We start from the raw sequence: 22,983 nt of genomic DNA on the forward strand, positions 1-22,983 counted from the left end.
CACGGGCATGCCCCGCGTATCAGAAGCACAGCCCTCCCGGGGCGCCGCCCCGGGCGGTGGTCCGGCGGCGGAGGCGGCGAAGGATCAGGACCTCCGGGACCTGTTCGGCCGGTCGACCGCCGTCTTCGCGTCCCTCGCGGGCCCCGCCCACATGGTGGAGACCGCCAATGCCGCCTTCTTCGCCGCCATCGGCGGCGGGGACCGCGTCCGCACGGGCGTGCCGATCGCCCAGCTGATGCCGGAGCTCGCCGACCAGGGCTTCCTGACGCTGCTCGATCAGGTCTACCGCAGCGGCCGGCCGCACACGGGGCGCGATACGCGGGTGGTCCTGGGCACCGGGCCCGCCGCGCGGGAGGCGTTCTTCGACTTCACCTACGAGCCCCGGCTGGACGCGGGCGGCAATGTCACCGGGGTGCGGATCCTCGGTGTGGAGACCACGCAGGTCAAGCAGGCGCAGCGGCTCACCGCCGAACACCGCGCCCTGCTGGAGCAGATCGCCCGCGACACCTCCCTGGAGCAGGTCCTGGAGGGCATGGCCCGCACCATCGAGGAGCTCGCGCCGGAGGAGGTGCTGGTCTCGGTGCTGCTCGCCGACCCCGACGGCCGGCACCTGCGCCACGGCGCCGCGCCGAGCCTGCCCGACTTCTACAACGAGGCCATCGACGGCATCGCGACCGGCGAGGGCGTCGGCTCCTGCGGCACCGCCGCCCACCGGCGCCGTACGGTCGTCGTCTGCGACATCGCGCGGGACCCGTTCTGGGACGACTTCCGCGACCTCGCCGACGCCGCGGGGGTGGCGGCCTGCTGGTCCACGCCGATCCTGGCGCGGAACGGTTCGCTGCTGGGCACCTTCGCGATGTACCACCGGACTCCGCGCGCGCCCCAGGACTCCGACCTGGCCCTGGCCCGGGTCTTCGCCGGTACCGCCGCGCTGGCGATCGAGCGCCACCAGGCCGAGCAGGCCCGCCTGGCCGCCGAGGCGAAGGAGAAGGCGGCCCGCCGGGACCTCGCCTTCCTCCTGAAGGCCAGCACCCTGCTCACCTCCGAACTGGACCACGCCCAGACCCTGCAGCGGCTGGCCGGCACCTGCGTGCCGATCCTGGCTCCGCTCTGCGCGGTCGACGTCGTGGACGCGGGCCGGGTCCGGCGCATCGCCACCGCCGCCGCCCGCGAGGCCGACGAAGCCCTCCTCGCCTCCCACATCCCCGTGTACGACGCCGACGACGACGCCGTCGCCCGGGTCCTCGCCTCCGGCCTGAGCGAGGTCGCCCGCCGTGTCCCCACCGGGCCCGGCCCGTGGCACGACCTGGGGGTCACCGGCTATGTGTGCGTCCCCCTGCTGGACCGCGGCCGGGCCTTCGGGACCGTGACGCTCCTGTCCACCGGCGAGGACGCGTTCGACGGCCACACCGTCGCCCTCGCCGAGGAGCTGGCCCGACGGGCCGCGTCGGCGGCCCTCAACGCCCGCCAGTACACCCAGCGCGTCACCCTCGCCCGCGACCTTCAGGCCGGTCTCCTGCTGCCGCAGGTGCCGACGCTGCCGGGAGCCGAGGCGGCGGTCTACTACCACCCCGCCGGTGAAGGGCTCGAGATCGGCGGCGACTTCTACGACCTCTTCCCACTGTCCGACGGCCGGTGGGCGTTCATGCTCGGCGACGTGTGCGGCCGTGGCGCCCTCGCGGCCACGACCACCGCGCTGGTCCGGCACACCGCCCGCGCCGTGGCACCGCTGCTGCCCGGACCCGACGCGGTCGTCCATGCCGTCAACAAGGCCCTGCTCGACCGCCCGGACAGCCACGGCACCGGCTTCGTCACCCTCGTCTACGGCCATCTCGCCCCGGCCGACGGCGGCGGCCTCGACATCACCCTCGTCCGCGCGGGCCACACGCTCCCCCTGCTCATCGAGAGCCACGGCGCCGTACGGACGGTCGACCTCCAGGGCTCCCTCCTCGGCGTGACCCCCGATCCGCACCTGACCCACCAGCACCTGCGCCTCAAGCCGGCACAGAGCCTGCTGCTCTACACCGACGGCATCACCGAAGCGCGCAACGACGAGAACCAGCAGTTCGGCGAGGAACGGCTCGCCGATGCCCTGAGCGGCGCCCTCGGCGCCGAGCACACGGCACCGGACATCATCGAAGCGCTCACCCGGGCGGTCCGCTCCTTCACGGGCCCCCACGACATAGACGACGACCAGGCCGCGCTCGCCCTCACCGCGACCTGACGCCGCCTTCCGCCCGTAGCCCGGCCCCTGGCGCACTAACCTGTCCTGGATCGGCGGGACTTCGTCCCGCAGTCGGGCGGAACAGGGGACGGGCGGAACAGGGGACGGGCGGCCGACCGGGGGTCCAGCCCGCCACGGCTCGCGGTCGCGGGCCACTGCTCGGGGTCGCGGGGAGGACGCATGGCCGACGCGGAGCGAGGGAACCACGGCAAGGAAGACGTCAACGGGCTCCGGGCCTGGGCCGCCGTGACCGTACGCCAAGCGCACGCGACGTTGCAGCAGGCGCGCGAAGACCCCGGGTCGGCCGCCGTCCGGCTGGTGTTCGAGCATCTGGTCACGATCGAGCGGCTGTTGCCGGAGCGGGACCCGGCCCGGGCGACCGTGGTGCCCTGGCTCGGCTTGCTGATGCAGCTACGGCTCAGGGGCCGGCCGGACGCCGACGCGCGGGAACGGGCGGCCGCTCTGGGCCACCTCCGGTGGACCGACCGGGCCAGGCCGCTGGAGGACGGGCTCGCCATTGCGGCCCGGCAGTGTCTGGCCACCCTGCTCATCCCCCCGGATCTTCCACCGGAGGTACGCGAGGGCTCCGCCCCACCGGACCTGGTCGAGGCCCTACGGGAGCGGTTGACCGAAGCGATGGAGGTGCTCGCCCGCGTCGTCGTCGGCGACCTGCGGACGCGGGAGGCGGTGTTGCCCGTCATGGAGCGCGTCGCGACGCTGCTGTCGTCGCTCCCCGCCCCGCCCGAAGAAGACGCGCCTTCCGCATCCCCGGAGGGCGGCGCCGCCGCGGAAGTTCCGGGGCCGTCCGGTGCGGCGAGCCCCGAGGGGCCCGAGCTGCCCGAGGGGCCCGATGCGGAGGCTCCCGCCGACAGCGTACGGGGGGTGCTGGACTGGGCGCGGCGTGACCCGGTCGGTTTCGGGCGCCTGTTGGAGTGGCTGTGCGTCACGGTGGCCGACCCCCCGATCTCTCCGGTGGACGCCGACCGGGAGCTGGCGGATCTGGGCCTGGACCGTCCGGAGCGGGCGTCGCTGCGCGAGCTGCTCGTGGCGCTGCGGTCGGAGGTGCGGAGCCCCCGGTCGCTCGCCGCACGCGTCCACGGTGTCGCGCGGGCGGTCAGGGAGGTGTTCCTTCCTCTGCCCGTGGACGCGCCCGAGCGGATCCGTGTCGCCAAGTTCCACGCGGCCCTGTTGCTGGCGGAGCGTCTCCGGGTGCCCGGGACGCTGGACTTCGACGAGGTGGACGCGGCGGTATCGCTTCCCGACCCCGACCCTGCGGTGCATGCGGCCTGGCGGCGGGAGCTGGGTCTGGAGACGATCCTGTCGACGACCATCGACAACCTGTGGGTGTCGAACGGCGAACTCGCCCGCCTGGAGCGGAGCGTGGCCTGGCTCCGGCAGTCCATCGACGCCCTTCCGGCGGAAGGAGCGCGGGCTGCGGCCACCCGCCGGCACCTCACCGGCCTCCTGGCCCACCGCGTCGCCACCGCCGGGACGCTGGGCGGCAGCCTCCAGGACGGTGTCACCGCTCTGGCCATGGCCCAGGCGGTGTCCCCTGCCGGCGAAGGCGAAGACGTGGTGGCGCTGTTCGGCCTCGTCACCGCCGCCCAGACGGCCGGCCGCAGCCGGGACCCGGCAGCCGTGGCCCGTGCGGCGCAGGAACTGATCGGGACACTGACCGAGCGGTACGCCGACCCGTCACCCGACGCGAGCACCCGCTTCTTCGTCACCGGCACGCTGGGCCTGGTCCACGCCGGACGGGCCGCCCGCACCGGGGACCGGTCCGACCAGCTGGCGGCGGTCCGGTACCTGCGGGAGGCGGTCGAGGTCGATCCGGACACGATGCCTCCGCTGTTCGTGCCGTACGTCCCGGCCGGGCGCGCCCACTTGATGATCGAGCTGGCCACGGTCGACCCCCGCCCGGAGGTGGTCGACCGAGCCGTCGTGGAAGCCCGTCGGGTGCTCGGGGAAGCCCGCATGCCGCACTGGGAGGAGGCCCGGTTACGGCTCGCCCTCGGCCGTCTCATGCTCCGTGCGACCACGCACCGCAGCGACCTCAGGCTGCTCGACCCGTGCATCGAGGAGTTGAGCCGGGTCCGCGCCATGGCCGCCGCGGGCTACGCCCCGCCGCTGAACGTCGAGGTGTTGACCGCACTGTCCACGGCCTACTGGACGAGCGCGGTGACCGGTGGCCCGCGCGGGAGCGAGGACGCCGAGGCGAGCCGGGAGACACGCCGCGAGGCCCTGGAGCTGACGGCCGCCGACGTCCTGCTGCAACTCGGCGCCGATCACGCGCTGTCGGCGGCTCGGTCGGCGACGGGCCACGCGCTGTGGCTGGCCCAGCGGTGTGCCGAGGGCGGCCGCGGCGCCGAGGCCGTGGAGGCGTTGGAGCTGGGCCGGTCCCTGGTGCTGCAGACCGCCGCGGCCGCGCACGGCGTGCCGCGGCTGCTGGCGGACCGGGGGCACGGGGATCTCGCCGCACGGTGGCGGGCGCAGACACCGCGGCACCCCTTCCCGGTCGGTGAGGAGGACGGGCGTGGCGGTGGCGACGCCGTCGGCGAGGGAAAGGAGGCGGGCCCGTCCGCCGGGCGTGGCGGTGGCGACGCCGTCGGCGGGGGCAAGGAGGCAGGTCCGTCCGACGGGCGTGCGACGGAGCGACCCGCGGCCGGCGGGGAGGCGAGCGAGCGGGACGCCCTCCGGTCCACGGACCCGGTCGCGGAGGCGCCGACGGTCCCCGGCGCCGAGCTGCCGAGCAGCCTGCGGCGCACGGCGCTCGCCGCCCTGGGGGCGGGAGACGGCGCCGGGGCGCGGGAGTTGCTCGGCACTCCGGACGTCGCCGGCCTGTCCGCGGCGCTGGCCGCCTCGGGGGCCGACGCGCTGGTCTATCTGGTTCCCGGCGAGGGCTTCCGCCCGCACGTCCCGGGACACGCGCTCATCCTGCGGCCCGGGGACACCGAACCGGGCGTGCTCCCCTTGCCGTTGCTGCTCTCCCCCGGCAGCCACCAGTTGCAGCGCTACCTCGCCGCGGCCGCCGCCCGTACCCGCGCGATAGCCGATCGGGGTACGACGCCTGCGGGGCGTACGGCACGGGACGCAGCCGAGGCGGAATGGCGGGCGGCGCTCGGCGAGCTCTGCGACTGGGCCTGGGCAGCCGCCATCGGGCCGGTCCTCGACACGCTGGGAGCCTACGGCCGGCGACCGCGAATCGTGCTGGTCCCCTGCGGTCCGCTGGGTGTCGTTCCCTGGCATGCCGCGCGCAGGCACATCCCGTTGGGGGGTCCCCTCTACGCCTGCCAGGGCGCGGTGTTCAGCTACGCCCCGTCCGGAGCCCAGTTCGTCCGGGCCGCCACCCGTGACCGGCTGCCCCCGAGCGGCCGCCAGGTGCTGGTCAGCGACCCGCGGCTCGACCTGGTGTGGGCCGAGATCGAGACGGAGGCGCTGCGGACGGCCTGTTATCCGGATGCGCGGCGCTACGGCGAGTTCGTGGCGGCGGAGGGCGTTCCGGACGCGCCGGGCGACTGCGCGGACCTGCTGGCCGCGCTGCCGGGCGGCGATCAGGCGGCGGCGGTCGTGCACGTGTCCTGTCATGGCGTGGCCGGGCCGAGTCCCACGCGCTCGGCACTGTCGCTGGCCGACGGCGACCTGACCGTCGCCCGGATCCTCGACCACTCCGCCGCCGCGGCGCCCGGCCCGGACGGCCCGCTGGTCGTGCTCAGCGCCTGCGAGACGGACGTGAGCACCGGCGATCACGACGAGGCCCTGACTCTCTCCACGGCCCTGGTCGCCCGGGGCGCGGCCGACGTGGTCGGCTCCCGCTGGGCCGTCGACGACAGTGCGACCGCGCTGATGATGACGGTCTTCCACCACTTCCTCACCCACGAGGGCCTCGCCCCCGCCGACGCGCTCCGCGCCGCCCAGCTGTGGATGCTCGACCCGTCCCGCCGCCCTCCGCCCGGTCTGGAGGGCCCCCTGCTCCGCGAGGCCTCCCGCCCCGACCTGCCCGAGATCCACCTCTGGGCGGCCTTCACCCACCAGGGCAACCCCGCCCCGCGCTGAGCCCGTCCCGCCACGGCCCGACGGGTCACCCGTCCAGGGAGAGCGCGTTCTTGGCGCGGGCGACGGATTCCTCCGAGGCCGGGCCGCCGGGGTTCTCGGTGGCCAACGCCTGGTTGAGGGTGACGAAGGGGCGCATACGACGCTCGTAGCGGTCGTATGCCGATCGGTGGTCGCCGTCGGCCCGGGCGAGGGAGTCGGCCAGGACGTGGGCGCCCACGAGGGCGAGGCTGGTGCCCTGGCCCGAGAGCGGGGAAGGGCAGTAGCCGGCGTCGCCGAGCAGGGTGACGCGACCACGGGACCACTGCTCCATACGGATCTGGGCCATGGCGTCGCAGTAGAAATCGGGCGCCGTGCGCGCGGCTTCGGACAGGCGGGGGCCTTCCCAGCGCATCGACGCGAGCTTGTCGACGACGAGCCGCCGGAGGGTGGCGGTGTCGCGGAGGTCGTGGGCGAGGGGGGCGGACTCGAAGCCGAAGGCGATCCGGAGTTCGGTGTTGTCGCGCACGGGCATGATGCCGAAGCCGGCGTCGCCGTCGCGCAGCCACATCTGCCAGTGGTCCAGGCCGAGGAAGTTGTCCGCGCCGAACACCGAGAGGTAGCTGCCCAGGTGGTGGGCGTACCGCTCCTCCGGGCCGAAGGCGAGGCGCCGTACGGTGGAGTGGAGGCCGTCGGCCCCGACCACGAGGTCGTAGGTGCCGGATGGCCCGTGCGCGAAGTCGACGTGCACGCCGGTCTCGTCCTCCGCGAGCGCGGTGATGCTGTCGCCGAAGAGGTACTCGATGCCCGTGCGGGTGTGGTCGTGCACCAGCCGCACCAGGTCCTCGCGCAGGATCTCGATGTCTTCACTGTCGAGCCGGCCGCTGCTGAAGGTCGCCTCGGTGGTGCGGTCGACCTCGTGGCCGTCGGGGTCGAGGATCGACATGCCGCGCATCCGGGTGCGTAGGCGGCTCGCCTCGTCCAGCAGGCCCATCCGCTCCATGACGTCGAGCGCGACGCCGCGAATGTCGACGGCCTGACCCCCGGGGCGCCGGCCCGGAGCCCGTTCGACGACGGTGGGCGCGAAGCCGTGACGGCGGAGCCAGTAGGCGAGGACGGGACCGGCGATGCCGCCGCCGGAGATGAGTACGGTGCGCATAGGACGCTCCTCCACAGGTTCTTACGGTGTACGCGCACTGAACGTACGGCGTACGCGCAGGCGCTTCAACCGCCTTGAACCAGTGCCTGTACTAGGCCAGTCACCCGGAGTCGAGCCTTCGCGCTGCTAGCCTCTGCACTAGTACAGGACAGGAAGGCGGAGGCGCGTGACGCAGACCACAGGAGCAGCCGGTGATCCGCCCTATCTGCAGATCGTCGCCGCGATCAGGCGGCGCGTCGCGGACGGGGAACTCGCCCCCGGGGACCGGGTCCCCTCGACCCGGCGGATCGCCGCGGAATGGGGCGTCGCGCTGGCCACCGCCACCAAGGCGCTGACCACCCTGCGCCTGGAGGGCCTCGTCGAGGCCCGGCCCCGGATCGGCACGGTCGTCGCCAAGACCGCCCTCGCCGCGCCGGCCGCCCCGGGTCGCGGAGGCGCGTCGTCCGCCCAAGCCCCCGAGCAAGAGCTGAGCCTCGACCGGATCGTCCGTACCGCGATCGGGATCGCCGATGCCGAAGGGCTCTCGGCGCTCTCCATGCGCGGCGTCGCCGCGCGGCTCGGCGTGGCGGCGATGTCGACCTACCGGTACGTCCCGAGCAAGGACGACCTCGTCCTGCACATGGCCGACGCCGCGTTCGGCGAGGAGTCCTACCCCGCGGACGTCCCCGACCACTGGCGTACCCGCGTCGAGCTGGGCGCCCGGACGCTGTGGAGCCTGTACCGGAAGCACCCGTGGCTGGCCCAGCTCGGCTCCCTCTCGCGCCCGTTGCTCGTCCCCCGGCTGATGGTCCACGGCGAGTGGATGCTGGGAGCCCTCGACGGCCACGGCCTCGACCCCACGACCCTGTTCGACATCCACGTCCTGATCTACAGCCACGTCCAGGGCCTGGCGGTGCACCTGGAGAGGGAAGCGCACGCCGAAGCCGCCACGGGCCAGTCGGACGACCAGTGGATGGACAGCCGCGCCCCCGCCCTCCGCGAACTGGCTGAATCCGGCCGCTTCCCGACCTTCGCGAAGGTCGTCGGAGCCTTCGAGGACGGCTACGACCTGCGTCTCGACGCGCTCTTCGACTTCGGCCTCTCCGCGCTCCTCGACGGCCTGACACCCCTCATCGAAGGCCGGGGGCCTGCCGCCTGAGGCATTCCTTGTCGGCCTGCCGGCCGGGTTCTGCCCCGCAGCATGGAAATCAGGCGCCTGGGCCTGGCGCATCGTCCAGGATGACCCCATGAGCCATGACCTTGTGATGTTCCTCCACGCACGGCTGGACGAGGAGGCTGACCTGGCCCGACGCTGTGACGGTGACGGCTGCGGCGAGTGGACCGCTCACGGGCGCACAGTCGACTTCTGCCAAGGAGAGCTCTCCGGCTTCCATCCCGCGATCGCCCTGCATGTCGCGCTGCACGACCCGGCTCGCGTCCTGCGGGAGGTCGAGGCCAAGCGACGCGCACTCTCGCGCCATGTGATCAGTCCTGCCACGGGCGACCCCGAACTGCCGTGGGACAACCGCGACGACTGCCAGTATGACGGCGAGACTTGGCCATGCGACGACCTGCTCGACCTCGCGTCACCTTACGCCGATCACCCTGACTACCCCCGACGCGCCTGAGGCCGAGATCGCCTACGGGACAACACTCAGTCGTCGAACCACACCACGAGGCGCACGTTGTCGTCCGTCCGTTCAGCCCTGTGCCGGGGCCGGGCCGAGCGGGCGTTGCAGCAGTACGGTGTCGATCCAGCGGCCGTGCTTGTAGCCGACGGCCGTCAGCCGTCCCGCCCGCGTGAAGCCGCAGCGGTGGTGCAGGGCGATCGAGGCATCGGTGCCGGCGTCGGCGATGACGGCGATCATCTGCCGTACATCCGTCCCCGCCACGGCGGCGAGCAACGCGTCCAGGAGGGCCGCGCCCAGGCCTTGGCCGGTGCGGCCGGGGGCGAGGTAGATCGAGTTCTCGACCGTGTGCCGGTAGGCGGGCTTGGGGCGCCACGGGGCCGCGTACGCGTAGCCCACGATGTCGCCGGACAGTTCGGCGACCAGGAACGGCAGTCCCCGCTCGGCCAGATCGTCCAGCCGCCCGCGCCAGGCGGTCACCGGCGGCGGGATCTCCTCGAAGGTGATTACCGTGTGGCGGACGTAGTGCGTGTAGATCCCGGCCACGGCGTCCAGGTCGGCCGGGACCGCCGGGCGGATCACGGGGGCGGGAGCAGTCACACCGGGGAGTCTAGGCCTGCCGCGCCGGACCCGAGGCAGGGCCGCACCCCTGGACGCGGGGGGCTTGTGACGCCGCGGCCCCGACGTCTCCCCGCGCGCATTGTCAGCAGCCGGTGCGACCCTGAACGGCCGCCGCAAGGCGAGCCGTGAGGGTCCGTGATGTCCGTTGCGTGTCCCGCCGCGTCAGGGGTACCGGGAAGACATGGCATTGTCACGGGAAGTCATCGAATTGGTTCGTGAGGACGTCGACCTGGTCAAGGCGGAGTTGGTGACCGCCGTGGCCGAGGGGCGTCGGGGATCGGTGGCCCTGGGGGCCGGCGGAGTGCTCGGCGCGCTGGCTCTGCTGGCCGCCCAGGAGTCGGCGATACGGGCGCTGGAGCGGGTCTGGCCGGCGCCCCGCGCCGCAGGGGCGCTGGCCGCGGCGTACGGCGTGGGGGCCGTGGCGTTCGCCGGGTACGGCTACGAGAGATTGCGGCGCGCCCGGGCCTCGTCCCGCGAGGCGTTGGCGGTCTCCATCGACTCGGTGAAGGACGTGGCCGACGAGCTGGTCCAGTGACCGGCTGACCGTCCGTCAGGGGCGGCGGCGCCGTCGCCCACGGGACTTCCTGCGCGCCCGCACGGATGTTCCACGGCTTCCGGGGAACGCGTAGTGCTGTGCTCGCACACGGGCGGGTCGCGGTCCTGTCGTACGGCGCCGGCCGCCCCCGGCAGGCGTGCGGTCACCGGCCCGGCCATGACGTACCTCGGCGGGCGGACAGCGGAAGGTGCCAACGGAACGCAGGGGGCAGAGATGAAGGTCCGCCCGTGGTCGGTACGGCCGGAGCTCCGGCTCACGGCGCACGCGGTCGCCGGGCGCTACCGGCTCGACGACCTGGTGGGGCGCGGCGGTGCGGCCGACGTGTACAAGGGACTGGACCTGCGGCTGCGGCGGCCGGTCGCGGTGAAGGTGTTCCGCCCCGGCAGCGACTCCCAGACGGAGGAGCGGTTCGTCGGCGAAGGCCGCCTGCTGGCACGGATGCGGCACCCCGGCCTGGTGACGCTGTACGACTCCGGCCAGGAGGACGGGCGGCCCTACCTGGTGATGCAGCTCGTCAAAGGGACGACCCTGCGCCGGCGCCTCGCCTCCTCGCCCCTCACACCCGTCGCGTCCTGCCGCCTGGGGGCCGCGCTGTCGTCGGCGCTCGCCCACGTGCACGAGGCCGGTGTCGTGCACCGGGACGTGAAGCCGTCGAACATCCTCCTGGACCGGGCGGACACGCCGTACCTCACCGACTTCGGCATCTCCCGGATCGTCGACACCTCCGCCGTCCACACCGCGACCGGCACCCTGGTGGGGACGGCGGCCTACATGGCACCGGAGCAGGTGCTCGGCAAGGGCGCGGGGCCGGCGGCGGACGTGTACAGCCTCGGGCTGGTGCTCCTCGAGGCCGTGAAGGGTGAACTGGAGTATCCCGGCGCGCCCTTGGAGGCCGCACTGGCGCGGCTGCACCGGCCCCCCGCGATACCGCAGGACCTCCCGGCGGACCTCGTCGAGCTGTTGCGGGCCATGACGGACCCCGAAGAGACCAACCGGCCCGACGCGCACACCTGCCTCCGGGCCCTGGAGGCGATGCCGGCGGCCCTGGGAGAACCGGCGGAAGCGGCGGATCCAGTACGTGAGACCGAGGCGGCGGGCCCGGTACCAAAGGGAGCGCCGTCGGCGCCCCGCGACGCGGAGAGGCCGACCGGCTCACACAGGAAGTCCTCGGTCCCGAAACGCCGTTCCGCCCCGGCCGCCTCCTTCCGCTCCGGCCGCGCGCTGCTCGCGACCGGTACGGCGCTGGCCGTGCTCGGCGTAACACTGAGCGGCTCGATCGGCGGGGCGCCCACGGAGGGGCGGGACGCGACGTCCCGCGCGCCGCACCAGGCGGCACCGGACACCGCGAACACCGCGAACACCGCATCGCAGCCCGCCCCCTCCGCGGAGGCGCCCGGACATCGGCACGAGGCCCGCGCCGCGTCCGCGCCCCGCTCCGCGCTCTGACCCGAGGCCCGGCGGAGGCTCGCAGCTCCTCCCCTGCGCGGCAGCACGGCCCTGCCGACCTGCCGGAACTTCCCTCCCGCGAGCAGGCGGGTGATCTGGGCGGATGCCGTCCAGGAAAGTATGATCAGGCGATGTCTGACACGACCGAAACCACGCCCGGCTGGCTGACCAGCGACGAGCTGGCCATGGCCAGGGCCCAGATGCCCATCCTGTACGTGGAGGCCGTTCCCGTACGCGTGGACGAGACGGGCGAAGTCACCAGCATCGGCCTGCTCCTGCGGATCGGGCCGGACGGGACGATCAGCCGCACCCTGGTGTCCGGCCGCGTCCTGCACCACGAGCGGGTCCGTCACGCGCTCCTGCGCCACCTGGAGAAGGACCTCGGCCCGGTGGCCCTGCCCCGCGTCCCCGCCTCCCTCCAGCCCTTCACGGTGGCCGAGTACTTCCCCACCGCGGGCACCACCCCCTTCCACGACCCGCGCCAGCACGCCGTGTCACTCGCCTACATCGTGCCGGTGAGCGGTGACTGCCGGCCCCGGCAGGACGCCTTGGACCTGGTCTGGCTCAGTCCGCAGGAAGCCGCGTCGGCCTCCGTGCAGAACGAGATGCCGGGCGGCCACGCGGTGCTCCTGAAGCAGGCCCTCTCGCATGTGGGATACGCGTACTGAAGTGACCGGCCCGACTGCTGCCCTCGGGCGGCTTCGGGTTACAGTCCCCGGTGCACTCGAGCCAGTGCAGCCGTAGCGGTCACGGCCTGACGCGTCCCCGCGCGTCGGCCCGGGGAGGAAAACGATGACCAGCACACAGGACGTATCGGAGTCGGTCGTGGACGCGCCGCCGGCGGGCGGCCGGCCCGTCGGCGAGCGCGCGCTGCGCATACGCCGGCGTCTGGAGCGGCTGATCGGCATCGCGGCGACCGAGGGGAACTCACTGGTCGCCCTGCGCAACGGCGACGAGATCTTCCCGGCCATGCTGGACAGCATCCGCTCCGCCGAGCACACGGTCGACATGATGACCTTCGTGTACTGGAAGGGCGACATCGCCCGTGATTTCGCGTACGCGCTGGCGGAGCGGGCCCGGGCCGGAGTCCGTGTGCGGCTGCTGCTGGACGGCTTCGGCAGCCGGCTGATCGAGAAGGAACTCCTGACGGAGATGCGCCGGGCCGGCGTGCAGGTGGCGTGGTTCCGCAAGCCGCTGTACCTGTCACCGCTCAAGCAGAACCACCGCTGCCACCGCAAGGTCCTCGTCGTGGACGAGCAGGTGGCCTTCACCGGCGGGGTGGGCATCGCCGAGGAGTGGTGCGGCGACGCCCGCAATCCGCGCGAGTGGCGCGACACCCACATCAAGGTGGGCGGCCCCGCCGTGGACGGCATCGCGGCGGCCTTCGCGCAGAACTGGGCGGAGTGCCACGACGAGCTCTTCGACGACCGGGACCGGTTCGCCGGCCACCGGCCGCAGGGCGACGCGGTGGTGCAGGTGGTCCGCGGTTCGGCCAGTTTCGGGTGGCAGGACATGCAGACCCTGATCCGGGTTGTGATCGAGTCCGCGGAGGAGCGCTTCCGGCTGGCCACCGCCTACTTCTCCCCCGACGCCCTCTTCATCGAGCTGCTGTGCGCGGCCGCGCGGCGCGGGGTGGAGGTGGAGATCCTGCTGCCCGGGCCGTACACCGACAAGCGGGTCTGCCAGCTGGCGGGCCAGCACTACTACGAGGATCTGCTGGCCTGCGGCGTGAAGATCCACGAGTACCAGCCCACGATGATGCACGCCAAGGTCATCACCGTGGACGGCACGGCGGCGCTCGTGGGGTCGACCAACTTCAACCGCCGCTCCCTCGACCATGACGAGGAGGTCATGCTCGCCGTGCTGGACGAGGAGTTCACCGCCACCCTGGACGCGCACTTCGACGCGGACGTGGCGGCGAGCCGGCTGGTCCGGACGGGCCGCTGGCAGAAACGCTCCGTTGTCCAGCGGGCCCGCGAGGCCGCCGTCCAGCCGATCCGCCGCTACCTGTAGGGGGGCGCGGCCTCGTAGGCCGGGGGCGGTCGCGCCCGGGTCTCCCCGCTTTCCGCTCCCTCGGCGACCGTCCTGACCGGCCCGATCGACGCCGTCCCCGCGGCTCCGATCGGGCCGGCCGCCGCACGCCCGGACGTGACCACGGAGCGTGCGAAGAGGCCACCGGTGAGTCACGCCCGGGGCCGGCGCGGGCCCGTGATTGTGATGCCCCGCATAGGAGCCACGTCACGTCCTAGGCGCGGTAGTACGTCGGAGGGCGGCGGATCCGCGCACGGAGGGGTTCCGGCGACGCATTCCCGACATTTGCTATGCGGTCGGGTAGTACGTCACATCCTTGCGTCCTGTTCGGAGCGCCCGTAACCATGGCTGTCGTCCGGGGAGCCCGGTGACGGGCCGCAGAGCCGAACGTGTTCGCTCGACCGCCCGGCCGCCTCGCGGAGACATCGCTCCGCTTCCGCCGTACCGCACCGTCGGTCGGCATCCCCATGTCGTCCCAAGAGGGAGAGTCACCCGCGTATGACCGCCACCACGCAGAACACCACCCGCCGCATCGTCCGATTCCGCAAGCTCTCCGTCGCGGGCATCGCCGCCGCAGGTGCCGCGGCAGCGGCGCTCACGCTGGCGCCGTCCCCCGCCCAGGCCGCTACGGTTCCGGCGCATGTCTCGGCGGCCGCGGTGTCGGCGGCGGACGCTCCGGCGGCGAAGCCCGCCAAGAAGGCGAAGAAGCAGTACGCCGACAACCTCGACGGCTGGATCAAGGAAGCCCTGGACATCATGAAGTCCGAGGACATCCCCGGCAGCTACGAGGGTCTGCACCGCAACATCATGCGTGAGTCCTCCGGCAACCCGGAGGCCCAGAACAACTGGGACGTGAACGCGCAGAACGGCACGCCGTCGAAGGGCCTGCTCCAGGTCATCCAGCCGACGTTCGACGCGTACCACGTCGAGGGCACGCCGAACGACCTGACCGACCCGGTCGCCAACATCACCGCGGCCGCCAACTACGCGGCGGACAAGTACGGCTCCATCGACAACGTCGACTCCGCCTACTGATCCGACGCGGACGCCCGAACGGCACCCCGCAGGTCCCCGCGCGCAGGCCCGCCTCCCCCGAGGCGGGCCTGCGCCGCGTCACATCTCGCGCGACCGGCCCGGTGCCGACGGAGCGAGGAAGGGTAGAAGAGCGCCATGGACAGCTCCTCCTGGCTCCTCGTGGCCGCCGTGGTTCTCGCCCTCGCGCTGGCGGGTTGCGCGGCCGTGCTGCTCGTACGGGTCTTCCGGGCCCGCAAGTTGCTGCGGGACGCCGGTGTCCCCCTGCAGTCCAAGGCCCTGTTCTGGACGGCCGTGATCTACACGGTGTCGCCGGTCGACCTGATCCCCGATCCGGTCTACCTGGACGACATCGGCGTCCTGCTGGTGGCCCTCAGGGCACTGCACTCGGCGGCGGCCCGGAGCGGGGCGGACGCCAAGCGGCTGCCCGGCTGACCCCTGCGAGGCCCCGCCGCCCCACGCCCGGCCGTGACAGCCGCGGGAGTCGCCGTCATACGGTGGCGGCCGCCTGCATGTTGCGGATGGCGGTGCGCAGGCTCTCGGCCGCCCAGTGCCCGGCGGCCACCTCCTCCATCCTCTCGGTCACCTGGCGGCGCGGGGCGTCGGGGAAGGCCAGGCGGTGCGCCTTGGCGCCGTGGAGCAGCGCGACGAGGCCCGCGGTCCGTACGTCCGGCGCGGCGCCCTCGCGCACGACGGCGCGGAGCCGCTCGCGCAGCTCGGCCTCGACGGCGCCGTCCGCCTCGGGGTAGCGGCGAACGGGGAAGACGCCGAGCGCCTTGCGCCGCTCCTCGACGACCACGCCGCGCGCGCACAGACTCTCCAGGGCCGCGCCCAGGGCCTTGTTCTGGTCCTTCGTCAGCCAGTCCGCCACGCGTCGCCGCCCGCGCCCGCCGAGCCACGCCTCCAGCAGCGCGATCCGGCCGTCGAGCAGCCGGTCCCCGGTCGGCGCCGGATCCGTCAGCTCGACGTGCTTGCCGGCGACGGACGCCCTGTCGGCCAGAACGAGTTCGAGCAGGATCCCCGCCGCCACCGCGTACGCGACGGTCTGGCGCTGTCGTACCGCTCCGGACTCGTCGTCCAGAGACAGCAGTACGACCTCCTCGGCCAGCGTGATCGCCATCCCACTCCCCCGCATCGTTTCTTGATCGCTTTCCCGGACAGACGACGGTTACCGGCCGACGGTTCCGCCCTGCCCGCGGGTTAGGGTGCGGCCATGTCCTCCGCGCTCCATGTCTCCCCTGACCCGGCCGTCCTCGACCGTCTCCCGCTGCTGTCGCGCGTGGAGGACGGCCAGGAGTGGCCGATGCTGCTGTGGGTGCCGGGTGAGGGTCGGCGCATGGTCTCCAGCGCGCCGCTCGGCGGAGGCATCGGGGAGCGGCGCTGGGTGCTGAACGCGCAGGTCCCCCACGGATACCGGCGGATGGACCCGGACGCCCACCTCGCCGGACTCGCGGCGCGGGCCGGCGCGTCGGGGCCGGGCGTGGGACTGATGACGGCCGCCTCGGTCGCCGACCACGGCAGCGCGTCGGACGGCGGCGTCCACGCCGTGGTGACGGCGGGTCTCGGGGTACGGGGGTGGGCGGCCGGTCCCGCTCCGGGGCTGCCGGGCCCGCGGGCGGCGGGGACGATCAACATCGTCGTGTCCGTGCCCGTCGCCTTCTCCGACGCGGCCTTGGTGAACGCCGTCGCCACCGCCACCGAAGCCAAGGTGCAGGCGTTGCGCGACGCCGGGGTGGACGCCTCCGGGACGCCGACCGACGCGGTGTGCGTCGCCGCGCGGGAACCCTCCGCCGGCCGTCCGGCGGAGTCGTTCGCCGGTCCCCGTTCGGTGTGGGGCGCACGCCTGGCCCGGGCCGTGCACGAGGCCGCGTACCAGGCCTGCCTGAAGGCGGAGAACCACCTGCGCGGAGCCGGCAGGGCCGTCGACGGCTGACGGCGGGCGCGCGAGCCGCCGCGTCAGCGGTCAGCGGTCAGCGGTCAGCGTCAGAACATGCGGTGTCCCTGCACCCACGCGGTCTTCGTACCGTCCGGACGGACGAGGCGGAACTTCTTGACGCCTTCGTAGCGGGCGCCGAGGGACCGGAAGGTGAGCCCGGCGACGAAGCCCACGGCGCTCAGGGCGAAGAGGACACCGACGGGGTTGGTCGAGGTGTCGGACTCCTCCCGGGTCTGCCCTCCGAAGTGGAAGAGGAGGGGCAGGGTGACCAGCAGCGAGAGAAGGAGCGTCCAGCCGAGGACGAGATAGATCCGGCGCTTGACGCGCGCCTTGCTCTCGCTCTCGACCTTGACCGTGAACGGTTTCGAGCAACGCGGGCAGGAGAACGCGACGTCCGTCTCGCCGCTGCCCGGCCGGCGCAGCTCCGGTGCCGACAGGGAGGCCACGCTCCACTTCACCATGGGCCCGCCGAGCCCGCCGTCGACGCCCATCCGGCACCCGATGCCCAGGGCGTAGTGCTCGTTCAACGCCATGCCGTCCCCCCACCGATTCCGCGGCCCCGCGGCCGCCGGCCCCCAGCCTCCGCGCTCTCTTCCGGCGCGGAGGGAGCGGCCCGATCGTAACGTCGGAGGTCCCTCCGTGGCCCCGTTCCCGCGCACATCCGCGCCCCGGGCCCGGCCTGCGGGCCCGCGTCCGCGGCTCCAGAATGGGGTGAGGAACGGACGGCCTTCCGCCGTGGGTCACGGCGTCGCCTGGGAGGAAACCCCGCATGCGCGCTCAGTCTCCGGCGGCGGCACGGAAGGGCGCCTTCGTCGCGGTCGCCGTCGCCCTGTTCTGCATCCAGCTGGACTTCTTCGCCCTCAACCTCGCCATCCCCGGCATCGCGGCGGAGCTCGACGTCTCGGCTTCGACGGCGCAGTGGACCCTGTCCGCGTACATGCTCGCCATCGGCTGCTTCTTCATCGTCGGCGGCCGGGTGGGGGACGTCTTCGGGCGACGCGGCACCCTGCTGGCCGGGATCGCCCTGTTCACGGCCGGGTCGGTGGGCTGCGCGCTGGCTCCCGGCCTCGGTCTGCTGGTCGGGGCCCGTGTGCTGCAGGGGATCGGGGCGGCGTTCGTCTTCCCGGTGTCCGTGTCGGTGATCACCAACCTGTTTCCCGACGAGACCCGTGCCCGGGCCCTGGGCGCCGTGTTCGGCGTCGCCAACATCGGGACGGCGCTCGGTCCCTTCGTGGGCGGAGGGTTCGCCGAGGGCCCGGGGTGGCGCTGGATCTTCTGGCTGATGGCCCCGTTGGGCCTGCTCGCGCTGCTCATCGCCCTGGTGTACGTCCCCGACTCGCGCGACATGTCGGCGCCGCGCGCGCTCGACCTCGTCGGCTGTGGGCTGGTCGTGTGCGCGCTGGCCACCCTCACCCTGGCCGTGGAGCGGGCGGACGCCTGGGGCTGGACCAGCGCCCGGACCCTGGGGGCGTGCGCGGTGGCCGTGGTGACCGGCGGGCTGTTCCTGGTGCGGGAACGGCGGATCCGGCATCCGCTGATCGACCTGCGGCTGTTCCGCAACGTGCCGTACGTCCTGGTGACGGGGATGGGTTCGGTCGCGAACATGGGGTACGGCGTGACCGTCTTCCTGGCCACGCTCTACCTCCAGGGCGTGCGCGGCCTCTCGCCGATCGTGGCGGGCACGGTGTTCCTGGCTCCGGCGGTGCTGGTGGCGCTGAGCGGACCGCTGGGCGCGCGGCTCGGCCGGCGCATGCGGCCGACGGCGGTGATGGCGCTGGCCGGGGCGATCGCGGGCACGGGGATGTTCACCCTGACGCTGGTGTCGGTGTGGTGGCTGTACGTGCCGGTGTTCGCGTGGTGCGGTCTGGGCCTGGGGCTCGGCTGGACCTACTCCAGCGTGGCGACCCAGCAGGTCGTCGCCCCGGCGAGGGCCGGGGAGGCGTCGGGGGTGCTGCTGACGTTCCTGGTCACGCTGGGCGCGATCGCCCTGGCCGGGACGGCGGCGGCGATCTCGGCGCTCACCCCGCAGCACCCGGCCGAGGACGCGTACGACGCGGTCCTCCGCCTCGGCGGAGTGGTCATCTTCGCCGCGGCGGTCATCGTCATGGTCGTACGCCACCGGCTCGTGGCGCTCGGAGTGGTTCCGCCCCTCTCGATGCGGGCGGACGAGCCCGGCGTCCGCAAGACCTAAGAGGTATCCGAGGGCAGGTCGCGCGCGGTGTCGAGGGCCGTGTCCAGGGCGAGGGCGGCGGTGATGAGCGCCAGGTGGGTGAAGGCCTGGGGGAAGTTCCCGAGTTGTTCGCCGGTGAGGCCGATCTCCTCGGCGAACAGGCCCACGTGGTTGGCGTAGGTGAGCATGTTGTCGAAGACGTAGCGGGCCATCTCGGGGCGGCCGGCCCTGGCGAGGGCGTAGACGTACAGGAAGGTGCAGAGGGAGAAGGTGCCCTCGGATCCGGCGAGTCCGTCGGGGGAGGTCTTCGGGTCGTAGCGGTGGACGAGGCTGTCGGTGACGAGGTCGGCGTCCATCGCGTCGAGGGTGGACAGCCAGCGCGGGTCGGTGGGGGTGATGAAGCCGACCAACGGCATCAGCAGCAGCGATGCGTCCAGCACGGTGCTGTCGTACTCCTGGACGAACGCCCGGCGCTCCTCGCTCCAGCCGCGGGTCATGACCTGCTCCAGGATGGCGTCCCGTGCGGCGGTCCAGCGGGCGATGTCGCCGGGGCGGGCGGTGGCCGTGGCCTGGCGGATGCCGTGGTCGAGCGCGACCCAGCACATGACGCGGCTGTACGTGAAGTTCTTCGCTCCCCCGCGGGTCTCCCAGATGCCCTCGTCGGGGCGGTCCCAGTGTGCGCAGAGCCAGTCCAGCAGGGCGGCGCCGCGCCGCCAGTCGTCGTAGCCGACGACGTCGTCGACCTGCCCGGACTGGGCGAGGGCGTGGACGGCCTCGCCGTAGATGTCGAGCTGCAGCTGGTCGGCGGCGCCGTTGCCCGCGCGGACGGGTGCGGAGCCGCGCCAGCCCGCCAGGTGGTCGAGGATCTCCTCGGTCAGGCGCGGGTCACCGTCGACCCGGTACATGATCTGGAGCGGTTCGCCGTTCGGGGCGCCGCCGTCCCGCAGCCGGCGGGCGAGCCAGCCGCGGAAGGCGTTCGCCTCCCGGGTGAAGCCGAGGTCGCGCATGGCGCGCACCGACAGGGACGCGTCACGGATCCAGGTGTAGCGGTAGTCCCAGTTCCGTTCGCCGCCCTCCCGCTCGGGCAGGGCCATGGTGGCGGCGGCGATGGGCGCGCCGGTCGGGGCGTACGTCATCAGTTTGATGGTGATCGCGGAGCGGTTGACCATCTGCTGCCAGCGGCCGCGGTAGGTGCAGCGTCCGATCCAGCCGTGCCAGAAGGCGCGGACGGCGTCGAACTCCGCCGTCATGTCGTCGACGCGCGGGGGCGGCGGGGCGGGCCGGCCCGGGTCGCAGACCGTGAGGACGACGGCCGCGCGCTCGCCCTCGGTCAGGGCGACGGCCGCCCGTACGTCCGTGCCCTCGGGCTCCAGGGGTACCGCCCCCAGGGCCTGCAGATGGGCCGTGACGCCCGGTCCATCGAACCGGGCGGCGGCGCCGTCGAAGGTCAGGCCGTGGGGCGCCCGGCCGTAGTCGAACCGCGGCCGGCACTCCAGGGAGAAGCGCACCGCCCCGCGAACGCACCGCAGGACCCGCACCACCCGGTGGAGGTCGGTGGCGGTGTGCGGTTCGCGTACGGGCATGAAGTCGACGACCTCCCCGACCCCTTCGGGGGTGAGGAAACGGGTGATGAGGACCGCGGTGTCGGCCAGGTAGAGCTGGCGCGTGACGACCTCGGGGCGGTGCGGGGGCGAGCCGCCGGCGAGGGGGCCGGTGCCGTCGGACGGCGGGGGCGGCTCCGCGGTGATGGCGAAGTGGCCGCCCCGTTCGGCGTCCAGGAGGGCGGCGAAGATGCTGGGCGAGTCGAAGCGGGGCGTGCAGAACCAGTCGAGGACGCCCTCGGACGAGACGAGGGCGCAGGTCTGGAGGTCGCCGATGAGGCCGTGCTCGGCGATCGGCGGGTAGGGGCGCATCGACCCTCCACGGGAAGGAGCGGTGCCCGGCCGGTTCGCCGGGGGGGCCGGGGGACGCGGCGGGGCCGCCGGTTCAGGCCAGGAGCTTGGCCTTGGCGCGCTCGAACTCCTCCTGGGTGAGGTCGCCCTTGTCCCGGAGCGCGGAGAGCTTGCCCAGCTCGTCCACCGACGACCCGCTCTCCGTTCCCGCCGCCTTCCGTACGTACGTCCGGAAGGCCTCCTCGTTCTCCTTGACCTGCTTCACGTCCCGTTCGCCCATGCTCTTGCCGCGCGCGACGAGGTACACGAAGACGCCGAGGTAGGGGAGGACGAGCACGAGGACGAGCCACCCGGCCTTGGCCCAGCCGCTGAGGCTGTGGTCACGGAAGATGTCGGTGACCACCTTGAACAGCAGGAAGAACCACATGACCCACAGGAAGAGCCACAGCATCGTCCAGAACAGGTTGAGGAGGGGGTAGTCGTCCATGCTTCGCTCCGATCATGGATGCCGTCCCCCTCCCCCATTCATACAGTCGGTCCCGGAAGGCCGCATGCCAGCGGGGTACGACGAGGTCGCCGAAGAAGATTCCCGGGTGATGTCGAGAACCGGTGACCGGCTCCGTCCCCGAGGTGAAGGCGGCCACAAGGGCTCGCATCAGGACCGAGGAGAACGATCATGGCGAAGTACCTGCTGCTCAAGCACTACCGCGGCGCTCCGGCCGCGGTGAACGACGTTCCCATGGACCGGTGGACGCCGGAGGAGGTCTCGGCGCACGTGCAGTACATGCGGGACTTCGCCACCCGTCTGGAGGAGACGGGCGAGTTCGTCGACGGGCAGGCGCTGGCGCCCGAGGGGACGTTCGTACGGTACGACGGTGAAGGGCGGCCGCCGGTCACCGACGGCCCGTTCGCCGAGACCAAGGACCTCATCGCCGGCTGGATGGTGATCGACGTCGACAGCTACGAGCGGGCGGTCGAGCTGGCCGGGGAGCTGTCCGCGGCGCCGGGGGCCGGCGGGAAGCCGATCCACGAGTGGCTGGAGCTGCGTCCGTTCCTGTCGGCGCCGCCCACCATCGAGGACTGAGCGACCGACGGTGACCTCTTCGATGAACGAGGCGCTGCTCCGGAGCCTCACCCCGGGCGTCCTCGGGATCCTCGTCCGCCGCGGAGCCGACTTCGCGGCGGCCGAGGACGCCGTCCAGGACGCGCTGGTCGAGGCGGTCCGTGTCTGGCCGGCCGATCCGCCGCGGGACCCGAAGGGCTGGCTCGTCACCGCGGCCTGGCGGAAGTTCCTGGACGCGGCCCGGTCGGACGCCGCACGCCGCCGCCGCGAGGACCTGGTGGACGAGGAGCCGGCGCCCGGGCCGGCGGGCTCCGTGGACGACACGCTCCGGCTCTACTTCCTGTGCGCCCACCCGTCGCTGACGCCCTCGTCGGCGGTCGCGCTGACGCTGCGCGCCGTCGGCGGCCTGACCACCCGCCAGATCGCCCGGGCCTATCTGGTGCCCGAGGCGACCATGGCGCAGCGCATCAGCCGGGCCAAGCGCACCGTCTCCGGCGTGCGGTTCGACCGGCCGGGCGATGTGGCGACGGTGCTGCGGGTGCTCTACCTGGTCTTCAACGAGGGCTACGCGGGGGATGTCGACCTCGCCGCCGAGGCCATCCGGCTCACCCGGCAGCTCGCGGCTTCGATCGACCACCCCGAGGTGGCGGGGTTGCTGGCCCTGATGCTGCTCCACCACGCCCGGCGTGCCGGGCGGACCGCCCCCGACGGGAGCCTGGTGCCGCTCGCGGAGCAGGACCGCGGCCGGTGGGACACCGCGTCGATCGCCGAGGGTGTCGGGATCCTGCAGGCGGCCCTCGCCCGCGACCGGCTGGGGGAGTTCCAGGCGCAGGCCGCCATCGCGGCGCTGCACGCCGACGCGCCCACCGCCGAGGAGACCGACTGGGTGCAGATCGTCGAGTGGTACGACGAGCTGGCGCGCCTGACGGACAGCCCGGTCGTCCGGCTCAACCGCGCGGTGGCCGTCGGGGAGGCCGACGGACCGCGGGCCGGTCTCGCCGCGCTCGCCGGGCTCGACGAGGCGCTGCCGCGGTACACCGCCGTGGCGGCGTACCTCCACGAGCGGGACGGTGACACGGCGACGGCGGCGCGCCTGTACGCCGAGGCGGCCCTGAAGGCCCCGAGCCTCGCCGAGCGCGACCATCTGACGCTCCGGGCGGCCCGCCTCAACGCGCGGGGGCGCCGCTGAGGGACGTGCCCTCCGCCGCTACGGGGCG

The 22,983-nt window shown here is 73.4% G+C and carries 20 protein-coding genes; 14 read left to right on the forward strand and 6 right to left on the reverse strand.

All coding sequences use genetic code 11. The annotated features are described in order from the left end of the window. Positions 1–7: 7 nt before the first annotated feature. Positions 8–2,224, forward strand: coding sequence for a SpoIIE family protein phosphatase (locus tag ACZ6RC_RS32560; RefSeq protein WP_469590245.1), 2,217 nt, complete (start codon positions 8–10; stop codon positions 2,222–2,224). A 180-nt stretch (positions 2,225–2,404) separates the two neighbouring features. Then, positions 2,405–6,277 carry a CHAT domain-containing protein gene (locus ACZ6RC_RS32565; protein WP_469590249.1) on the forward strand — a complete coding sequence of 1,291 codons (3,873 nt, stop codon included), beginning with the start codon at positions 2,405–2,407 and terminating at the stop codon, positions 6,275–6,277. A gap of 25 nt (positions 6,278–6,302) precedes the next feature. Here ACZ6RC_RS32565 and ACZ6RC_RS32570 read toward each other — a convergent pair whose 3' ends face one another. Then, complete coding sequence (locus ACZ6RC_RS32570) at positions 6,303–7,412, reverse strand: FAD-dependent monooxygenase (RefSeq protein WP_469590252.1); 1,110 nt, start codon at positions 7,410–7,412, stop codon at positions 6,303–6,305. Between the two features lie 166 nt (positions 7,413–7,578). Here ACZ6RC_RS32570 and ACZ6RC_RS32575 point away from each other — a divergent pair, with 166 nt between their 5' ends. Together ACZ6RC_RS32575 and ACZ6RC_RS32580 are read left to right on the forward strand one after the other, a co-directional pair. Next, a complete protein-coding gene (locus ACZ6RC_RS32575; RefSeq protein ID WP_469590255.1) occupies positions 7,579–8,550 on the forward strand; it encodes a TetR/AcrR family transcriptional regulator C-terminal domain-containing protein in 972 nt (323 codons plus the stop codon). An 88-nt stretch (positions 8,551–8,638) separates the two neighbouring features. Continuing rightward, positions 8,639–9,019 (forward strand): DUF6221 family protein, encoded by a 381-nt coding sequence (locus tag ACZ6RC_RS32580; RefSeq protein ID WP_469590257.1) that lies wholly within the window; start codon positions 8,639–8,641, stop codon positions 9,017–9,019. A 72-nt stretch (positions 9,020–9,091) separates the two neighbouring features. Here the strand turns inward: ACZ6RC_RS32580 and ACZ6RC_RS32585 are convergent, their stop codons facing one another. Next, positions 9,092–9,619 (reverse strand): GNAT family N-acetyltransferase, encoded by a 528-nt coding sequence (locus ACZ6RC_RS32585; RefSeq protein WP_469590260.1) that lies wholly within the window; start codon positions 9,617–9,619, stop codon positions 9,092–9,094. Positions 9,620–9,821: 202 nt separating this feature from the next. On the opposite strand from ACZ6RC_RS32585, the gene ACZ6RC_RS32590 reads away from it, so the two are divergent. From ACZ6RC_RS32590 to ACZ6RC_RS32615, 6 genes are all read left to right on the forward strand, one after another. Further along, positions 9,822–10,175 (forward strand): phage holin family protein, encoded by a 354-nt coding sequence (locus ACZ6RC_RS32590; protein ID WP_391132831.1) that lies wholly within the window; start codon positions 9,822–9,824, stop codon positions 10,173–10,175. 234 nt (positions 10,176–10,409) lie between these two features. Beyond that, positions 10,410–11,642, forward strand: a complete 1,233-nt coding sequence (locus ACZ6RC_RS32595; protein WP_469590264.1) for a serine/threonine-protein kinase — start codon at positions 10,410–10,412, stop codon at positions 11,640–11,642. A 131-nt stretch (positions 11,643–11,773) separates the two neighbouring features. Then, positions 11,774–12,310 carry an NUDIX hydrolase family protein gene (locus ACZ6RC_RS32600; RefSeq protein WP_469590267.1) on the forward strand — a complete coding sequence of 179 codons (537 nt, stop codon included), beginning with the start codon at positions 11,774–11,776 and terminating at the stop codon, positions 12,308–12,310. 124 nt (positions 12,311–12,434) lie between these two features. After that, the gene (locus ACZ6RC_RS32605; protein WP_469590269.1) at positions 12,435–13,655 is read left to right on the forward strand and encodes a phospholipase D-like domain-containing protein; all 1,221 of its coding nucleotides are present in this window, start codon (positions 12,435–12,437) and stop codon (positions 13,653–13,655) included. Between the two features lie 516 nt (positions 13,656–14,171). Further along, the gene (locus ACZ6RC_RS32610; protein ID WP_469590273.1) at positions 14,172–14,708 is read left to right on the forward strand and encodes a transglycosylase SLT domain-containing protein; all 537 of its coding nucleotides are present in this window, start codon (positions 14,172–14,174) and stop codon (positions 14,706–14,708) included. A 135-nt stretch (positions 14,709–14,843) separates the two neighbouring features. Continuing rightward, a complete protein-coding gene (locus ACZ6RC_RS32615) occupies positions 14,844–15,140 on the forward strand; it encodes a YkvA family protein (protein WP_391132845.1) in 297 nt (98 codons plus the stop codon). Between the two features lie 55 nt (positions 15,141–15,195). On the opposite strand, the gene ACZ6RC_RS32620 is transcribed toward ACZ6RC_RS32615, so the two are convergent. Next, a complete protein-coding gene (locus tag ACZ6RC_RS32620; RefSeq protein ID WP_469590275.1) occupies positions 15,196–15,825 on the reverse strand; it encodes a GOLPH3/VPS74 family protein in 630 nt (209 codons plus the stop codon). A gap of 93 nt (positions 15,826–15,918) precedes the next feature. Between ACZ6RC_RS32620 and ACZ6RC_RS32625 the strand changes: the two genes are divergently transcribed. Beyond that, a complete protein-coding gene (locus ACZ6RC_RS32625; protein WP_469590276.1) occupies positions 15,919–16,638 on the forward strand; it encodes an adenosylcobinamide amidohydrolase in 720 nt (239 codons plus the stop codon). 50 nt (positions 16,639–16,688) lie between these two features. Here ACZ6RC_RS32625 and ACZ6RC_RS32630 read toward each other — a convergent pair whose 3' ends face one another. Further along, positions 16,689–17,174, reverse strand: coding sequence for a hypothetical protein (locus ACZ6RC_RS32630; protein WP_469590279.1), 486 nt, complete (start codon positions 17,172–17,174; stop codon positions 16,689–16,691). A gap of 236 nt (positions 17,175–17,410) precedes the next feature. Here ACZ6RC_RS32630 and ACZ6RC_RS32635 point away from each other — a divergent pair, with 236 nt between their 5' ends. Beyond that, positions 17,411–18,832 (forward strand): MFS transporter, encoded by a 1,422-nt coding sequence (locus tag ACZ6RC_RS32635; protein ID WP_469590281.1) that lies wholly within the window; start codon positions 17,411–17,413, stop codon positions 18,830–18,832. Here the strand turns inward: ACZ6RC_RS32635 and ACZ6RC_RS32640 are convergent. Next, on the reverse strand, positions 18,829–20,724 hold the full coding sequence (locus ACZ6RC_RS32640) for a glycoside hydrolase family 15 protein (protein ID WP_469590284.1): 1,896 nt from the start codon (positions 20,722–20,724) through the stop codon (positions 18,829–18,831). The genes ACZ6RC_RS32635 and ACZ6RC_RS32640 overlap by 4 nt on opposite strands. Before the next feature lie 73 nt (positions 20,725–20,797). After that, positions 20,798–21,190, reverse strand: coding sequence for an SHOCT domain-containing protein (locus ACZ6RC_RS32645; RefSeq protein WP_391132864.1), 393 nt, complete (start codon positions 21,188–21,190; stop codon positions 20,798–20,800). Between the two features lie 189 nt (positions 21,191–21,379). On the opposite strand from ACZ6RC_RS32645, the gene ACZ6RC_RS32650 reads away from it, so the two are divergent. Then, positions 21,380–21,787 (forward strand): YciI family protein, encoded by a 408-nt coding sequence (locus tag ACZ6RC_RS32650; protein WP_391132867.1) that lies wholly within the window; start codon positions 21,380–21,382, stop codon positions 21,785–21,787. A gap of 22 nt (positions 21,788–21,809) precedes the next feature. Further along, a complete protein-coding gene (locus tag ACZ6RC_RS32655; protein WP_469590319.1) occupies positions 21,810–22,955 on the forward strand; it encodes an RNA polymerase sigma factor in 1,146 nt (381 codons plus the stop codon). Positions 22,956–22,983: the final 28 nt, after the last annotated feature.

The organism is Streptomyces sp. NPDC048353 (assembly GCF_055587165.1).

What these genes read in the sequence shown, in the direction of transcription:
- ACZ6RC_RS32560 (WP_469590245.1), top strand. Translation starts at nt 8, where the DNA reads ATGCCCCGCGTATCAGAAGCACAGCCCTCCCGGGGCGCCGCCCCGGGC.
- ACZ6RC_RS32610 (WP_469590273.1), top strand. Translation starts at nt 14,172, where the DNA reads ATGACCGCCACCACGCAGAACACCACCCGCCGCATCGTCCGATTCCGC.
- ACZ6RC_RS32645 (WP_391132864.1), bottom strand. Translation starts at nt 21,190, where the DNA reads ATGGACGACTACCCCCTCCTCAACCTGTTCTGGACGATGCTGTGGCTC.
- ACZ6RC_RS32590 (WP_391132831.1), top strand. Translation starts at nt 9,822, where the DNA reads ATGGCATTGTCACGGGAAGTCATCGAATTGGTTCGTGAGGACGTCGAC.
- ACZ6RC_RS32630 (WP_469590279.1), bottom strand. Translation starts at nt 17,174, where the DNA reads ATGGCGTTGAACGAGCACTACGCCCTGGGCATCGGGTGCCGGATGGGC.
- ACZ6RC_RS32600 (WP_469590267.1), top strand. Translation starts at nt 11,774, where the DNA reads ATGTCTGACACGACCGAAACCACGCCCGGCTGGCTGACCAGCGACGAG.
- ACZ6RC_RS32650 (WP_391132867.1), top strand. Translation starts at nt 21,380, where the DNA reads ATGGCGAAGTACCTGCTGCTCAAGCACTACCGCGGCGCTCCGGCCGCG.
- ACZ6RC_RS32620 (WP_469590275.1), bottom strand. Translation starts at nt 15,825, where the DNA reads ATGGCGATCACGCTGGCCGAGGAGGTCGTACTGCTGTCTCTGGACGAC.
- ACZ6RC_RS32655 (WP_469590319.1), top strand. Translation starts at nt 21,810, where the DNA reads ATGAACGAGGCGCTGCTCCGGAGCCTCACCCCGGGCGTCCTCGGGATC.
- ACZ6RC_RS32615 (WP_391132845.1), top strand. Translation starts at nt 14,844, where the DNA reads ATGGACAGCTCCTCCTGGCTCCTCGTGGCCGCCGTGGTTCTCGCCCTC.
- ACZ6RC_RS32570 (WP_469590252.1), bottom strand. Translation starts at nt 7,412, where the DNA reads ATGCGCACCGTACTCATCTCCGGCGGCGGCATCGCCGGTCCCGTCCTC.
- ACZ6RC_RS32605 (WP_469590269.1), top strand. Translation starts at nt 12,435, where the DNA reads ATGACCAGCACACAGGACGTATCGGAGTCGGTCGTGGACGCGCCGCCG.
- ACZ6RC_RS32635 (WP_469590281.1), top strand. Translation starts at nt 17,411, where the DNA reads ATGCGCGCTCAGTCTCCGGCGGCGGCACGGAAGGGCGCCTTCGTCGCG.
- ACZ6RC_RS32640 (WP_469590284.1), bottom strand. Translation starts at nt 20,724, where the DNA reads ATGCGCCCCTACCCGCCGATCGCCGAGCACGGCCTCATCGGCGACCTC.
- ACZ6RC_RS32595 (WP_469590264.1), top strand. Translation starts at nt 10,410, where the DNA reads ATGAAGGTCCGCCCGTGGTCGGTACGGCCGGAGCTCCGGCTCACGGCG.
- ACZ6RC_RS32565 (WP_469590249.1), top strand. Translation starts at nt 2,405, where the DNA reads ATGGCCGACGCGGAGCGAGGGAACCACGGCAAGGAAGACGTCAACGGG.
- ACZ6RC_RS32580 (WP_469590257.1), top strand. Translation starts at nt 8,639, where the DNA reads ATGAGCCATGACCTTGTGATGTTCCTCCACGCACGGCTGGACGAGGAG.
- ACZ6RC_RS32625 (WP_469590276.1), top strand. Translation starts at nt 15,919, where the DNA reads ATGTCCTCCGCGCTCCATGTCTCCCCTGACCCGGCCGTCCTCGACCGT.